The organism is Planotetraspora silvatica (assembly GCF_016863315.1).
GTDB lineage: Bacteria > Actinomycetota > Actinomycetes > Streptosporangiales > Streptosporangiaceae > Planotetraspora > Planotetraspora silvatica.
On record NZ_BOOQ01000014.1, the window covers coordinates 1 to 15,059 of the forward strand.

At 70.5% G+C, this 15,059-nt stretch carries 9 protein-coding genes; 7 read left to right on the forward strand and 2 right to left on the reverse strand.

The features are described from left to right. Nucleotides 1-677: 677 nt before the first annotated feature. Both Psi02_RS12210 and Psi02_RS12215 read left to right on the forward strand, forming a co-directional pair. A complete protein-coding gene (locus Psi02_RS12210; RefSeq protein WP_239094826.1) occupies nucleotides 678-3,761 on the forward strand; it encodes a DEAD/DEAH box helicase in 3,084 nt (1,027 codons plus the stop codon). Next, the gene (locus Psi02_RS12215; protein WP_203973590.1) at nucleotides 3,761-4,546 is read left to right on the forward strand and encodes an SWIM zinc finger family protein; all 786 of its coding nucleotides are present in this window, start codon (nucleotides 3,761-3,763) and stop codon (nucleotides 4,544-4,546) included. The genes Psi02_RS12210 and Psi02_RS12215 overlap by 1 nt, the downstream gene beginning before the upstream one ends. Here Psi02_RS12215 and Psi02_RS12220 read toward each other — a convergent pair. Both Psi02_RS12220 and Psi02_RS12225 read right to left on the reverse strand, forming a co-directional pair. Beyond that, complete coding sequence (locus tag Psi02_RS12220) at nucleotides 4,509-5,438, reverse strand: diacylglycerol/lipid kinase family protein (RefSeq protein WP_203973592.1); 930 nt, start codon at nucleotides 5,436-5,438, stop codon at nucleotides 4,509-4,511. The two genes, Psi02_RS12215 and Psi02_RS12220, sit on opposite strands and share 38 nt — an antisense overlap. 126 nt (nucleotides 5,439-5,564) lie before the next feature. Next, nucleotides 5,565-8,312 carry an immune inhibitor A domain-containing protein gene (locus Psi02_RS12225; protein WP_239094827.1) on the reverse strand — a complete coding sequence of 916 codons (2,748 nt, stop codon included), beginning with the start codon at nucleotides 8,310-8,312 and terminating at the stop codon, nucleotides 5,565-5,567. 183 nt (nucleotides 8,313-8,495) lie between these two features. On the opposite strand from Psi02_RS12225, the gene Psi02_RS12230 reads away from it, so the two are divergent. Genes Psi02_RS12230 through Psi02_RS12250 form a run of 5 tightly spaced genes read left to right on the forward strand, consistent with a single transcriptional unit; the run spans nucleotide 8,496 to nucleotide 15,052 of the window. Next, on the forward strand, nucleotides 8,496-9,860 hold the full coding sequence (locus Psi02_RS12230) for an FAD-binding oxidoreductase (protein WP_203973594.1): 1,365 nt from the start codon (nucleotides 8,496-8,498) through the stop codon (nucleotides 9,858-9,860). Between the two features lie 30 nt (nucleotides 9,861-9,890). Further along, nucleotides 9,891-10,517, forward strand: a complete 627-nt coding sequence (locus Psi02_RS12235; RefSeq protein ID WP_203973596.1) for a TetR/AcrR family transcriptional regulator — start codon at nucleotides 9,891-9,893, stop codon at nucleotides 10,515-10,517. Then, complete coding sequence (locus Psi02_RS12240; RefSeq protein WP_203973597.1) at nucleotides 10,514-12,109, forward strand: acyl-CoA carboxylase subunit beta; 1,596 nt, start codon at nucleotides 10,514-10,516, stop codon at nucleotides 12,107-12,109. Before Psi02_RS12235 ends, Psi02_RS12240 begins: the two co-directional genes overlap by 4 nt. A gap of 13 nt (nucleotides 12,110-12,122) precedes the next feature. Continuing rightward, nucleotides 12,123-14,273, forward strand: a complete 2,151-nt coding sequence (locus Psi02_RS12245; RefSeq protein WP_203973599.1) for an ATP-binding protein — start codon at nucleotides 12,123-12,125, stop codon at nucleotides 14,271-14,273. Continuing rightward, entirely contained in the window at nucleotides 14,273-15,052 is a 780-nt protein-coding gene (locus Psi02_RS12250; protein WP_239094828.1) for an enoyl-CoA hydratase-related protein, read from the forward strand. Before Psi02_RS12245 ends, Psi02_RS12250 begins: the two co-directional genes overlap by 1 nt. Nucleotides 15,053-15,059 lie beyond the last annotated feature (7 nt).

Here is a 15,059-nt window from a genome sequence, read left to right on the forward strand (position 1 = left end):
GAACAACACATTCGAACACTTGCACGAATCATTTCACGGAAGAGAATGGCCATCAATACATACCGGCAAGTAATTAGAGAATTCTTTCGTCATGAAAATTCATTATTCGAGTAGTAAATGGGCCATTGAAATAAAAGGGACAATTGTCGGAAATGATCTGGTCGTCGTGGCGTCCCAGCAGCGGCTCAGCGGCGCGGGTACGCGTCAGGTATGCACCGGCTGCGCGACAGCCACGCGGCGGCTCAGTCGTGGCAGGCACCGACCACTGCTACGGTTTCGGGTGGCGGAGGGAGGCAGCGACGGTGCTGGTGGTCCACGGAACATGGATCGGCGGCAGGCTGGCCCTCTGGGCGGAGGACGCATCGGGCGGGACACCACCCGCCAAGACCGCAAAGGCGTCATCCCTCAATACGCAGCCACCCGAGACGCCGCCCCTCAAGGCGCAGTCCTCCAAGACAGCGCCACACGAAACACAGCCACACGAAACGCAGCCACACGTAACACAGCCGCTCGAAACACAGCCGCTCGAAACACAGCCGCTCGAAACACAGCCGCTCGAAACACTGGCTTCAAAGGCACGGGCTCCCCAGACCCAGCCGGCCGCAATACGGCCGTCCACGACACACGCACGGCAGGCTGAGACAGTCGGACCGCCTGCCACTGCCTCACGTACGGCCGTGCGTGCACATCCCTTCGCCGCCGCCGCGGACGGGCTTTTCACCGAACTGCCGCTCTGGGGTGACGCCACGGCGACGGTCTGCGCCAAAGCGACCGCGGCCGAGCTGACCATGCTGCTGCCGAGCTCCGCCAGGAGCCCGCTCCCATCCCCGGAGTCCGGGCTGAACGTCGGCGCCCGCCAGCCCAGGATCAGCCTGTGGCGTGTGCCCGCGCTGCTGGTCGAGCCGGCCGCCGCGCTCGATCTGCTCGACGCGGTCGATGAGATCGCCCAGCTTCCCGCCGCCGCGTACGAACCGGGCGAGTCGCTCGACGGCGCGCCGATTCCCGGTGCCTCGCTGCGCTACCTGGCCGTGGTCGCCGCGAACGTCCGCGACATGGTCCGCCGAGGCCGGATCCTGCCGCAGCTCGTCACCGAGGGGGACGGCTACGCGGCACGCTGGCGGCCGGTGCTGACCGGGGCCGACGGGGTGCGCTTCAGGGAGCTGGCGGCCGCGATGCCTCCGGTCTGCCGGGCCGCCGGCGACGAGTGGCCCTCCGCCCATGTGCTCGGCGAGGCCTTCGCCGGGCTCGCCGACTCCGCCGTACGGCAGGCCCTTCCCGAGCGCCTTCTCGGGGGGCATCGCCCGGGGACGCGAAGCCCGCTGCCGGACCGCTGGATCGTCGCGCTCACCGGCGATGACGGCGCCCTGCCCGGCGTGACCGCACTCCAGGCCGAGCAACTGTCCCGGCCACTCCAGACGTGGCTGAACCAGGCCCAGCGGGCGGACGGCCCCTTCCGCGTGTGCTTCCGGCTCGCGGAACCGGCAGAACCCCCGACGGAGCCGCCCGCAACAGAACCGTCCACAGCAGAGCCGCCCGCAACAGAACCGTCCACAGCAGAGCCGCCCGTGACCGAGCCGTCCACGACACCGGCGACGGAGCCGCCCGCGACCGAGGACGGCGAGCTCTGGCAGGTCGAGTTCGCCCTCCAGGGCTCGGACGACCCGAGCCTGTACCTGCCCGCGGAGCTCCTGTGGGCGGGCGAGACCGTACCGGGCCTCGTCGGACGCCCGGAGGAGACGCTGCTCGCGGGCCTCGGCAGGGCCGCCCGTCTCTATCCCAAGATCGACGAAGCCCTCGGCGGAACACGCCCGTCAGGGGTCCGGCTCGACATGGCGGGCGCCTTCTACTTCCTCCGCCACGCGGCTCCCCTCCTCCAGGCGGCGGGATTCGGGGTCCAGCTGCCCGCCTGGGCGGGGAAGTCGCGCCTGGGCCTCAAGATGACCACCAGGTCGCAGCGATCCGGGCCGGGGGCGGCCTCGGATCAGGGCTTCGGCCTCCAGCAGCTCGTGGACTTCCGGGTCGATCTGGCCATCGGCGACGAGACGATCACCGAGGAGCAGCTCGCCGAGCTCGCCCGGCTGAAGGTGCCGCTGGTCCGCGTGAGAGGACGCTGGGTCGAGCTGGACGACCGCCAGCTCGGCGCCGCCCTCAGGGCGGTCGAGCGGCGCCGTTCCGGCGAGATGACGGTCGCGGAGGTGATCCGGGAGGTCGTCCACGGAGGCGAGGACGACCTGCCCATGGTCGTGGACGCCGACGGAATGCTCGGCGATCTGCTGTCCGGCGAGGCCGACCGCCGCCTGACGCCGGTCGCCACACCCGCGGACTTCCACGGCAGTCTGCGTCCTTACCAGGAACGCGGCCTGTCCTGGCTCGCCTTCATGTCCGGCGTCGGGCTCGGCGCCGTCCTCGCCGACGACATGGGGCTCGGCAAGACCGCCCAGACGCTGTCCCTGCTGCTGGAGGAGCGGGCCGGCGGCGCCGAGCCTGCGCCGACGCTGCTGGTCTGCCCCATGTCCCTGCTGAGCAACTGGCAGAAGGAGGCCGCGAGGTTCGCCCCCTCCCTCGACGTCTACCTCCACCACGGCTCGTCCCGGTCGCGCGAGGAGGAGCTCGCCGAGCGGGTCGGCGGGGCCGACCTGGTCCTCACGACGTACGGCACGGCGCTGCGTGACCGGGAGGCGCTCGCCGGGCTCACCTGGGGCAGGATCGTCTGCGACGAGGCCCAGGCCATCAAGAACAGCGCCGCCAGGCAGGCCCAGGCCGTACGGTCCCTGCCCGCCAGGACGCGACTGGCGCTGACCGGAACGCCGGTCGAGAACCACCTGGCGGAGCTCTGGTCGATCATGGAGTTCTGCAACCCGGGCCTGCTCGGGTCGGCCGCGGCGTTCCGGAGCCGCTACCAGGAGCCGATCGAACGGCATGGCGACGAGGCCGCGACGGCCGCCCTCCGGCGGGCCACCGGGCCGTTCGTGTTGCGCCGCCTCAAGACCGACAAGACGATCATCTCCGACCTGCCGGACAAGCTCGAGATGAAGATCTGGTGCACCCTCACGCCCGAGCAGGCGACCCTCTACCAGGCGGTCGTCGAGGACATGATGGGCAAGATCACCAGCTCCGAGGGAATCGAGCGCCGGGGAAACGTCCTGGCCACGATGACCAAGCTCAAGCAGGTCTGCAACCACCCGGCCCACCTGCTCAAGGACGGCTCCCGGCTGGCCGGCCGCTCGGGGAAGCTCGCCCGGCTGGAGGAGCTGGCCGAGGAGATCGTCGCCGAAGGCGACAAGGCCCTGGTCTTCACCCAGTACGCCGAGTTCGGCACGCTGCTCCAGCCGTACCTGGCGGCGCATCTGGACCGGCCGGTGCTCTGGCTGCACGGCGGGCTGCCGAAGGCCCGCCGCGACGCGCTCGTCGAGCGGTTCCAGGAGGACGACGAGCCCATGGTCTTCCTGCTGTCGCTCAAGGCGGCGGGCACCGGGCTGAACCTGACCGCGGCCAACCACGTCGTGCATGTGGACCGCTGGTGGAACCCCGCCGTGGAGGACCAGGCGACCGACCGGGCGTTCCGCATCGGGCAGACCAAGAACGTCCAGGTCAGGAAGTTCATCTGCGTGGGAACGCTGGAGGAGCGGATCGACGAGATGATCGAGCGCAAGAAGGCCCTGGCCGAGAGCGTCGTCGGCGCCGGCGAGGACTGGATCGCGAACCTGTCGACCGAGGAGCTGCGGGAGCTGTTCCGCCTGTCCCCCGAGGCGGTGAGCTGATGGATTCACCCGAGCAGCCGCTCGAGGGCCTGCGAGCCCGCTCCAGGCGCGGGACCATGGGCGAGCGATGGTGGTCGCGGCGGTTCATCGACATCCTGGAGACCATCTGCGACAAGGGCCGGCTCAGCCGGGGACGCTCCTACGCCCGTTCCGGCCGGGTGCTCGAGCTCGGCATCGCTCCGGGCCACGTCGGGGCGCGCGTGCAGGGGTCGCGGCCCGCGCCGTACGACGTGGACGTCCGGATCACGGCCTACGGGGACGGCGAGTGGGAGGTCCTGACCGAGGCCCTCGCCGCACGCGCGCTGTACCGGGCCAAACTGCTCGCCGGGGAGATGCCGCCGGAGATCGAGGACGTGTTCGGCGACTGCGGCCTGCCGTTGTTCCCGGACGAGCAGGGCCTGGAGATGGAGTGCTCCTGCCCGGACTGGGGCTTCCCCTGCAAGCACCTGTCGGCGGTGTTGTATCTGCTCGCCGAGCGGTTCGACGACGACCCGTTCCTGGTGCTGGCCTGGCGCGGCATGCCGAAGGAGTCGCTGCTCGACGACCTCAGGGAGGTCACGGACGACGTGCCGTTCGCCGAGCGGCTGAGCTCCTTCTACGAGCCCGGCATGTCGCCGGCCCGGTTGCGGCACCAGCCGTCGCGGGCCTCCGCTCCCGCGGACATCCTGCTCCGCACGCTCGACCCGCCTCCGGTCAAGACGAGGCACATCCCCATCACCGACCTGCTGCGCCCGGCCTACCGGCGGCTCACCGATCCACGAAGTCCCGGGGAACCATCACCCTGACGCCGTTCGGAATCGTCTTGATCACCAGGGGGGTGCGCAGCCGCACCTCGCCGTCGATGTCGGCGGCCATCGGCGGATCGGTCTCCACGAGGATCTCGCTGCCGGTGACGAACGGGCCTCCGGCGAGGCTGCGCCACCGGCCGGTGGTGGCCCGGACGAGGGTCTCGCCGATCAGCCGCAGCCGCTTGCCGGACCCGAGCTGGTAGGCGACGAGCATGCGGTTGTCGATCCCGGCGTCCCTGGCGATCTGCCAGCCGCCGTGGAAGCGGCCGTTGGCGATGTTGAGCTGATGGGTGAGCAGTTCGTGCCGCCTGCCGTCCGCGGTGATGTAGGCGCGGAACGGCTGGTGCCCGGGGAGGATCCGCATCGCGGTCAGCGGGTAGGCGGACCGGCCCATGATGCGCTTGAGCCAGGGCCGGACGGTCCCGGCGACCTCGACGGAGACGCCGAAGCTGGCGAGGTTGGCGAACGGCCGGTCGCCGCACAGGCCGAGGTCGATGTCGGCCACCTTGCCCTCGGTCAGGACGCGTACCGCTCCCGGGAGGTCGAGCGGCAGGCCGAGGCTGCGGGCGAAGTTGTTGGTCGTGCCGAGAGGGAGGGCCCCGAGGGCGACGTCCCGGCCGGCGACGTGCCTGATCGTGCTGCTCAGCGTGCCGTCGCCGCCGCCGGCGATCAGCAGGTCGGGGTTCCCGGCGAGCGCGCGCTCGACGATGTCACGGAGCCGGGAGGGGTCCGTGATCGGATGCACGCCGGTGAGCCGGAAGTTCGCGGCCTCGATGAGGCGTAAGACCTCGGCGTAGTGACGCCGGCCTCTTCTGGACCTGGTGTTCACCACCAGCGCGGCCCGCCGGTGCTCGTGGATGGCCGCCGTGTGGTCCGCCTTGCTCCGCATGATCACATCGTAGGCAGATCCGGAGGGTGCCGCGCGGGGAGCGTGCCCGGCGGCGGGGGCCGCCGGGCACGCGTGACGCTGTTTCCTCTGTTACTTCTTCTGTTACTTCTGCAACTACTCGGGCTGCTACTTCTTCGGCGGCGTGACCTGGACGATCACACCGAGGTCGGCGGGCAGCGGGCTGACCAGCTTGATCTGTACGCCGAGCTGCTTGCCCTCGTCACCGGGGTTTCCGGAGCCGAGGATGCTGCCGATGTCCGCGCCGTAGTAGTCCTTCGCCGGAGAGCCGTCGGGGTTGACGACCCGGGTGGTGTACGCCTGGTTGTCCTTGGACGGCACGACCGTGGAGGCGTCGCGCATCCGGTAGAACAGCGAGCCGTTCCGGACCTCGATGCCGGGGTACCAGCCCTTGGCGTCGGTGAACGTCTTCACCGCGGGCAGCTTGCCGTACGAGGTGCAGTACTGCGTGAACGGCGCGCCCTCGATGCACTCCTTGAACGGGTAGGTCCCGTCGAAGTTGAACGCCGCGTTGGAGGACTGCGGCCGCGAGGGCAGGTTCTTCAGCGCGGACGTGTCGATCGTGGCCGCCTCGCCCGTACGGCGGAGCGGCTCGAAGTGCGAGTCCACGAGGAGCAGTTCACCCTTCGGTCCCACCGACGGCAGGTCGAAGGAGGAGTCCACCACGTTGTTGTTCGCACGGGACGCGTCGCGGTACCAGACCAGCAGGCCGGGCGCGTTGTACTTGATCTTCTCGACCTTCCAGGCGCCGTCGCGCTGGTAGGTGGTGTCGTAGGCGTACGACAGGCCCTTGTCGAAGCCGTCGAGGTTCCGCCACTCGGCCAGGTAGTACTGGGCGGATTCGAGCTGGCCGGAGTGGGTCACGAACCCGGCGCCCGTGGTGTCGGTGAAGGTGCCCGTGGTGGCGGTCCACCCGTTGGCGCCGCTCTCGACGTCGTCGCTCCACGCCGTCGCCGCGCCGTTGGTGAGCGAGAAGTCGTCGTTGAACCAGCCGCGCTCCTCGGCCGCCGCGTCCGTGGCGTAGCGCAGGCGGACCTGCACGGACTTGCCGGCGTACGGGGCGAGGTCGGCGTAGAGCTGGGTCCAGCCGCCGCTCTCACCGGTGATGCCGTACTTCTTGCCGCCGTAGTCGACCAGGCGGTGGTTCGGGTCGGCGTAGTCGTCGCCGGTGGAGGCGAGGGTGCCGTCCTGGTGGTAGACCTTCTGCTCCGTCCAGGTCGTGCCGCCGTCGGCGGAGACCTCGAAGAAGCCGTAGTCCCAGTCCTGCTCGATGCCGTAGTCGGTCCACCAGCGGAACTTCTCGTCGGTGCCGGCGGGCACGCTCAGCGTGCGGGTCAGGCGGGTGTCCGCCCAGCTCTGGTCGCTGTTGGACCACCACAGGTTCGACCCGCTGTGCGGGGTGGACATGACGACGTGCTTGTCCGGGAGGTTGATCCGCAGACCGTCCTCTGTGCCCTTCGGCGTCCGGGAGGTCTGGCCGACCACCTGGAGGCTCTCCCGGTCACCCGGGTTGATGATCTTCGGGTTGGCCCAGCCGAGCACCCACTTGTCCCAGATGCCCATGTGGGTCGGCAGCGACTGGAAGATCGGCCCGGAGTGCGAGCCGCTGGACATGAGGTCCCAGAAGTCGATGTCGGAGTCGCCTGTGCCCGAGGTGTCGTAGAGGTCGGGCAGGCCCAGGTCGTGGCCGTACTCGTGGGCGAAGACGCCGACGCCCGCGTCCTCCGGCTGGAGGATGTAGTTGGAGATCTTCACGCTCGTGCCGGGCACGGTGTAGCCGCCGGTCACGTCGCTGGAGTGCGCCCAGAGGGAGAACGTGCCCTCGGCGCCGCCGCCGCCGGACTTGTCCTCACCGGCGTGGATGAGCACCAGGTGGTCGATCACGCCGTCGGGCTCGTCGAAGTCGCCGTCACCGTCGGCGTCGGAGACGTCTTCCTTGTCGTAGTCCGCCCAGTTGAACGACGGGTTCTGCGCGGCCAGCGCGTTCACCGCGTCAATGGGGAGCTGAGCGGCTCCGCGCGGGTTGTCGGGGTGGCCGGCCATGTCCTGCGGGAAGGTGCCGCACTGGCCCGCGCCGTACCAGGCCTCGGAGTGGGGGACCTTGATCCAGCCGACCGCCTGGCCGGTGACCGTGTAGGCGCCCTTCGACAGCTCCTCGTACATGTTCTTCATCGTGGAGCCGGCGATGTCGATGCCCTTCTTGCCGTCCCTGGGGTCGGTCAAGTCGGGGCGGACCCGCTTGGTGATCCCCTTGGACGTGTAGAGCATGTCGTTGTAGTGGACCGTGTTGAAGTCGGAGACCCACATCGAGTTGTTGTCCTTGCCGCCGCCGGCCGCGGTGGCAGGGTTCTGGATCTTGTTGTGCAGCGGCCCGTTGAGCTTGGTGCCGGGGGGCTCGGTCACACAGTCGTTGACGTCGTCGATCGTCTTGGGGTGCGACCAGCCGGAGAAGTCGTCGTTCGCCGTGTCGTTGAACTCGACGAGCAGTGTGAGGAGTTCGGCCTTCTTGGTCGTCTTCGCCTTCTTGTAGATGAAGTCGAAGGGGTTCTTCCCGGTCCGCAGCGCCTGCTTCTCGTGCTTGGCCAGCACGCGCGCGGCCACCGGGTTGCCCATGGCGAACTTGTGGTCGATCTCCGTCGCCGTCTGGCCGGCCCGCTTGGCGGCCTTGGACGGCACCCTCTCGTCGATCGTGGTGACGTCGCCCTGCACGCGCGGAGGCGCGTAGTTGATGTAGTGATCCTTGGCCGAAGGCTGGTACGACGCGGTGGACTCAGCCGCTCCGGTGGTGGCAAGGCCCGCGGCCGCGAGCCCCAGCGCAGGAACGATGGCGGCTAAGCGCCGAAATCTCTTGGACAACAAGATCCCTTTCCCGCCCGGGGTTCTCCGGACGCCGTTCAGGGCACGCCGGATAGGCGCACTGGACGGACCATAAAGAGAAGGTAAATTCGGGTAAAGAGCCTTCACCGAAGGTTGTCAAACCGTGATCTTTGGAGAAATGGGCGTTACCGCCGTTTTGTCGACCGGCCGTACAGTCCAGATGTGAAGGACCACAACGCCGACCCCGTAACCGACCTCGTCACCGGTCTCGTCGCCGCGCTGCCCGAGGGGCGGGTGCTGACCGACCCGGACGTCACCGAGTCGTACGCGAGGGACCGCACGTTCGTCCCGCCGGGGAAGGCGCTCGGCGTCGTCCTCGCGCAGTCGCGTGACGACGTGGTCGCCACGCTGCGCTGGGCGAGTGAGCACCGCGTGCCCGTGGTTCCGCGCGGGGCGGGAAGCGGCCTCGCCGGCGGGGCGACCGCCGTCGACGGATGCGTCATCCTGTCGCTGGCCAGGATGACGCGGATCCGCGAGCTGTCCCCGGCGGACGAGATCGCGGTCGTCGAACCCGGTGTGATCACCGCCGACCTCGACCGGGCCGCCCGGGAGCACGGGCTGATGTACGCGCCCGACCCGTCTTCGTACGAGATCTCCACGATCGGCGGCAACCTGGCCACGAACGCGGGCGGCCTGCGCTGCGTGAAGTACGGCGTGACCCGCGACTCGACGCTGGGACTGGAGGTCGTCCTCGCGGACGGCAGGGTGCTCGACACCGGGCGGCGGACGGTGAAGGGCGTCACCGGATACGACCTGACGGGCCTGTTCGTCGGCTCGGAGGGAACGCTGGGTGTGATCACCGCGGCCACCTTGCGGCTGCGGCGCGCCCCCGTCCAGGTCGCCACCGTCGCCGCGGAGTTCACCTCGTTGCGGGACGCCGCCTCCGCCGTCTCGGCGATCATCGCGGCCGGCTGCCGGCCCTCGATGCTGGAACTGATGGACAGGACCACCCTGGAGGCCATCGACGCCTGGAAGAACATCGGCCTGGAGCCCGCGACGCGGGCCATGCTCATCGCCCAGGCCGAGGGCTCGCCGGACGAGATGGCCGCCCTGTGCGATTCCGCCTCGTTCGTCGCGGAGGCGTCGACGCCCGAGGAGGCCGCGGAACTGGTCGGCGTCCGGCGGCTCGCCTACGAGGCCAAGGAGCGCCTCGGGCAGTGCCTCGTCGAGGACGTGTGCGTGCCCCGCTCGCGACTGCCCGAGATGATCTCCGCGGTGGAGGAGGCCGCGAAGCGACACGGTGTGACCATCGCGACGGTGGCGCACGCCGGGGACGGCAACCTGCACCCCGTGTTCATCTTCGACCGAGGCCTGGCGGAGCCGCCGCCTGAGGTCTGGGCGGCGGCCGATGAGATCTTCCGCGGGGCGCTCGACCTGGGCGGGACGCTGACGGGCGAGCACGGCGTGGGCCTGATCAAGCGCCGGTGGCTCGGGCTGGAGATCGGGCCCGTCGCCGCCGAACTCCACCTGGGGATCAAGCAGGTGTTCGACCCGCTGAACATCCTCAATCCGGGAAAGGCCATCTGAATCGGTCCAATCCCGGGTAAGGTACCTGACGTGATCGTCAAGTCCGAGCCGCCGATCACCGGGCGGGGCCGCCGTACGCGCACGGCCCTGGTCCGGGCGGGACGCGAGGCGTTCGAGGAGCATCCGTACGACAACGTGCGGGTGGACGACGTGTGCACACGGGCGGGCGTCTCGCACGGCACCTTCTACACCTACTTCGGTTCGAAGGAAGCCCTGTTCCGCGAGGTCGCGGAGGCGGTCGTCGGCGAGATGTTCGCGGCGAGCGTCGTCGGCCCGGCCGTCCCCGGCGATCCGTACGCCAGGGTCGAGGCCGCCAACCGGCTCTACCTGCGGGCGTGGGCGGGCAACTCGCGCCTGATGCGCATGCTGGAGCAGGCCGCGATGGACGACGAGAGCTTCCGCGGCCTGCTGCTGGAACTGCGCGAGATGTTCGTGCGGCGCGGCGCGGACGGCCTGCGGCGCCTCCAGGAGGAGGGGCTGGCCGACCCCGCGCTCGACCCGCGGCTGACGGCCGTCATGCTGGGCGGGATGGTCGAGCACTTCGCCCACGTGTGGCTGGATCTCGGGGAATCGTGCGACGAGAAGACGGCGGTGGACATGTTGACGACGTTGTGGACCAGAGCGATCCGACTCGAGGAGGGGCAGGTCCCCCGATGACCGTCGTCAGCAGCAGGCTGGACCCCTCCGGCCCCGAGTACGGCTCCCGCCGCGAGGCCATGCTGGCCAAGCTCGCCGACCTGGACGCCGAGCACGCCAAGGCGGTGGCCGGCGGCGGGCCGAAGTACGTCGAGCGGCACAGGGAGCGGGGCAAGCTGCTCGCGCGTGAGCGGATCGAGTTGCTCGTCGACCCCGACTCCCCCTTCCTGGAGTTGTCCCCCCTCGCGGCGTGGGGCTCCGACTTCCCCGTGGGCGCGAGCGTGGTGACCGGGATCGGCGTCATCGAGGGCGTCGAGTGCGTGATCACCGCCAACGACCCGACCGTCCGCGGCGGCTCGTCCAATCCGTGGACCCTCCGCAAGACCCTGCGGGCCGCGGACATCGCGCTGCGGAACCGCATGCCGTTCGTCAACCTGGTGGAGTCGGGGGGAGCCGACCTTCCGACGCAGAAGGAGATCTTCATCCCCGGCGGCCGGATATTTCGTGATCTGACCAGGCTGTCGGCGGCCGGGATCCCCACCATCGCGCTGGTCTTCGGCAACTCCACGGCCGGCGGGGCCTACGTCCCCGGCATGAGCGACTACGTCGTCATGGTCAGGGAGCAGGCCAAGGTCTTCCTGGGCGGGCCGCCCCTGGTGAAGATGGCTACCGGCGAGGAGTCCGACGACGAGTCGCTCGGCGGCGCGGAGATGCACGCGCGGACCTCCGGCCTGGCCGACTACCTCGCGGCCGACGAGCACGACGCCCTCCGCCTGGGCCGCCGGATCGTCAGGCGGCTCGACTGGCGCAAGGCCGGCCGGCTCCCCGGCCCCGCGGCCGAGCCGCTCCTCGACGAGGACGAGTTGCTGGGGATCGTCCCCGAGGATCTGAAGATCCCCTTCGACCCGCGCGAGGTCATCGCCCGGGTGGTGGACGGCAGCGACTTCGACGAGTTCAAGCCGCTCTACGGCGCGAGCCTGGTGACCGGATGGGCGTCGGTGCACGGGCACCCGGTCGGGATCCTCGCCAACGCGCGCGGCGTCCTGTTCGGCGAGGAGGCCGAGAAGGCGGCGCAGTTCATCCAGCTCGCGAACCAGTCGCGCACCCCTCTGGTGTTCCTGCAGAACACGACGGGCTACATGGTCGGCAAGGACTACGAGCAGGGCGGCATCATCAAGCAGGGCGCGATGATGATCAACGCCGTGTCCAACTCGACCGTGCCGCACATCACGATCGTCATGGGGGCCTCCTACGGCGCGGGCAACTACGGGATGTGCGGGCGGGCCTACGACCCCCGGTTCCTGTTCTCGTGGCCGAGCGCCAAGTCGGCCGTCATGGGCCCGGCGCAGCTGGCCGGCGTCCTGTCGATCGTGGGCCGGGCCGCCGCGGAGGCGCGCGGCCAGGCCTACGACGAGGAGGCCGACGTGGCGATGCGGCAGATGGTGGAGGCGCAGATCGAGGCCGAGTCGCTGCCGTTCTTCCTGTCCGGCAGGCTCTACGACGACGGCGTGATCGACCCCCGGGACACCAGGACCGTGCTCGGGATATGCCTGTCCGCGGTCGGCAACGCGCCCGCCGCCGAACCCGCCGGCTACGGCGTCTTCCGGATGTGAAGGGGTGGTGGGGATGATCCGGCGATTGCTGGTGGCCAACCGGGGAGAGATCGCTCGCCGGGTCTTCAGGACCTGCCGCGAGCTGGGCGTGGAGACGGTCGCCGTCTACTCCGACGCCGACGCGTCCGCGCCGCACGTGGCCGAGGCCGACCATGCCGTACGGCTCGGCGACCCGAGGGCGTACCTGGACCCGGGGCGGATCGTCGAGGCCGCCCGGCAGTCGGGGGCCGACGCGGTGCACCCCGGTTACGGCTTCCTGTCGGAGAACGCGCCGTTCGCCCAGGCCGTCCTGGACGCGGGCCTGACGTGGGTCGGGCCCGCTCCCGAGGCCATCGCCGCGATGGGGTCCAAGATCGAGGCGAAGGCGATGATGATCGAGGCCGGGGTCCCGGTGCTCGCCGGTGTGACCGTCACGCCTGACGAGCTTCCCGCGCTCGACCTCCCCCTGCTCGTGAAGGCCTCGGCGGGAGGCGGCGGCCGGGGCATGCGCGTCGTCCGCGACGCCGCCGAGCTGCCCGCCGCCGTCGAGTCGGCCCAGCGGGAGGCGCTGGCGGCGTTCGGGGACGGCACCGTGTTCGCCGAGCCGCTCCTCGAGGGCGCCCGGCACATCGAGGTGCAGATCCTCGCCGACTCCCACGGCACCGTCTGGGCGCTGGGCGAACGGGAGTGCTCGATCCAGCGCCGCCACCAGAAGGTCATCGAGGAGGCGCCCTCCCCCGCCGTCTCCCCCGAGCTGCGCAGGGAGCTGTGCGACACGGCCATCAGGGCGGCGAAGGCGATCGGCTACGTGGGAGCGGGAACGGTGGAGTTCCTGCTCGGGGAGAACGGCTTCTTCTTCCTGGAGATGAACACGCGACTCCAGGTCGAGCACCCGGTGACCGAGTGCGTCTACGGGGTGGACCTCGTCAGGCTCCAGCTGGAGATCGCCGAGGGCGCCCAGCTGGCGGGGCTGCCGCCGAGCCCGGTGGGCCACGCCATCGAGGTGCGCCTGTACGCCGAGGACCCCGCGCGAGGCTGGCTCCCGCAGAGCGGCGTGCTGCGCCGCTTCGACGTCCCGGAGGTGGACGCCGAGTTCCGGCTGGGCGGAAGGCTCCGGCTCGACTCGGGGGTGGTGGCCGGAGACGAGGTCGGCGTCCACTACGACCCCATGCTCGCCAAGATCATCTCCTACGGCGAGACCCGCGCGGAGGCCGCCCGGAGGCTGGCGTCCGCGCTCGCCCGGACGAAGATCCACGGGCTCACGACGAACCGTGACCTGCTGGTCTCGGTCCTTCGGCATCCCGACTTCCTGTCGGGCGCCCTCGACACCGGCTTCCTCGACCGGAACGCGGTGACCGCCCCCCTCGCGGACGCGGCAGCCGTACGGATCTCGGGACTCGCCGCGGCGCTCGCGCAGGCCTCGGCCAACCGCGCCGCCGCCCGGGTGCTGGGCGGCCTGCCCAGCGGCTGGCGCAACGTCGTCTCCCGGCCCCAGAGCGCTGCCTTCCTGACCGAGGGCGGCGAGACGGTCGAGATCGCCTACCGGTTCACCCGCGGCGGCCTCGCGGCGGAGGGCTTCGACGGCGTCACGCTGGTGTCCGCGGCCCCCGACCGGGTGGTGCTCGAGTCGGGAGGCCTCCGGCACGCGTTCGACGTGGCCGCCTATCCGGGGCTCGTGCACGTCGACTCCCCCCTCGGTCCCGTACGGCTGGCACCGGTCGAGCGGCTGCCCGAGCCGGTCGAACAGGTCGTGCCCGGCTCGCTGCTGGCCCCCATGCCGGGGACGGTGCTGCGGGTCGAGGTCGAGCAGGGCGACACGGTGACGGCGGGCCAGCCGGTGATCGTGCTCGAGGCCATGAAGATGGAACATCAGATCGTGTCCTCGGCCTCCGGCACGTTGTCCGTCCTGAACGTCGCGCCCGGCCGGCAGGTAGAAGCGGGAGCCGTACTCGCCGTGATCGAGGAAGCCGCGGAGCAGGTGCCCGCAGACCCCGTGCCCCCAGGCCCCGTGCCCGTAGACCCCGCATCCCCAGGCCCCGTGCTCCCCGACCCGGTGCCCGCGGAACCGGCGGCCGTGGGAGCTGTGGAAGCTGCGGGAACCGTGGAACCCGTGGGAGCTGCGGAACCCGTCGAACCCGCGCAGCCGGTGGAACCCCCGGTGGCCGAACCTGCCGGGGAGCAGTGATGGAGCCCGTGATGGAGCCGCTCGTACGCTGCGAGGAGGCGGGCGGCGTGGCCACGATCACCCTCGACTCGCCGCACAACCGCAACGCCCTGTCGTCCCGGCTTCTCCAGGAGTTGGACGACGCGCTGACGTGGGCGATCGCCGAGCCGGACGTGCGCGTCACGGTGCTGACGGGCGCCGGGCCCGTGTTCTGCTCCGGCGCCGACCTGAAGGAGCAGCGCGGCGCCGCGCCGGTCACCACGTCCTTCCCCGAGATCATGAGCCTGATCTGGGAGAGCCCCAAGCCGGTCGTCTGCCGGCTGAACGGCACGGCCCGCGCGGGCGGCCTCGGGCTCGTGGCCGCGTGCGACTTCGCCGTCGCGCCGGACACGGCGTCGTTCGCGTTCAGCGAGGTACGGCTGGGCGTGGTCCCGGCGATGATCTCGGTGACCACTCTGCGCAGGCTCGATCCGCGGGCCGCGGCGGAGTACTTCCTGACGGGCGAGGTCTTCGGCGCCACCCGTGCGGCCGAGATCGGCCTGCTGACGCGTGCCGTGCCGGAGGAGGATCTCGACGCCACGGTGGCGCACTACGCGGACATGTTGCTGCGCGGCGCGCCGGAGGCCCTGGCCATCACCAAGAGGCTCGTCCGGGAGGTGCCGGGGATGCCCGTCGACGAGGGGTTCCGCCAGATGGCCGAGTTGTCGGCCCGGCGTTTCACCTCGGAGGAGGGCCAGGAGGGCATCCGCGCGTTCATGGAGAAGCGGCCCGCCTCCTGGGTGCCGGACGGCCGGAGCTGAGCCGGAT

Bases quoted from the DNA above. Each gene is read 5' to 3' on its own strand.
- Psi02_RS12215 (WP_203973590.1), top strand. From the start codon at position 3,761: ATGGATTCACCCGAGCAGCCGCTCGAGGGCCTGCGAGCCCGCTCCAGG.
- Psi02_RS12220 (WP_203973592.1), bottom strand. From the start codon at position 5,438: ATGCGGAGCAAGGCGGACCACACGGCGGCCATCCACGAGCACCGGCGG.
- Psi02_RS12240 (WP_203973597.1), top strand. From the start codon at position 10,514: ATGACCGTCGTCAGCAGCAGGCTGGACCCCTCCGGCCCCGAGTACGGC.
- Psi02_RS12245 (WP_203973599.1), top strand. From the start codon at position 12,123: ATGATCCGGCGATTGCTGGTGGCCAACCGGGGAGAGATCGCTCGCCGG.
- Psi02_RS12250 (WP_239094828.1), top strand. From the start codon at position 14,273: ATGGAGCCCGTGATGGAGCCGCTCGTACGCTGCGAGGAGGCGGGCGGC.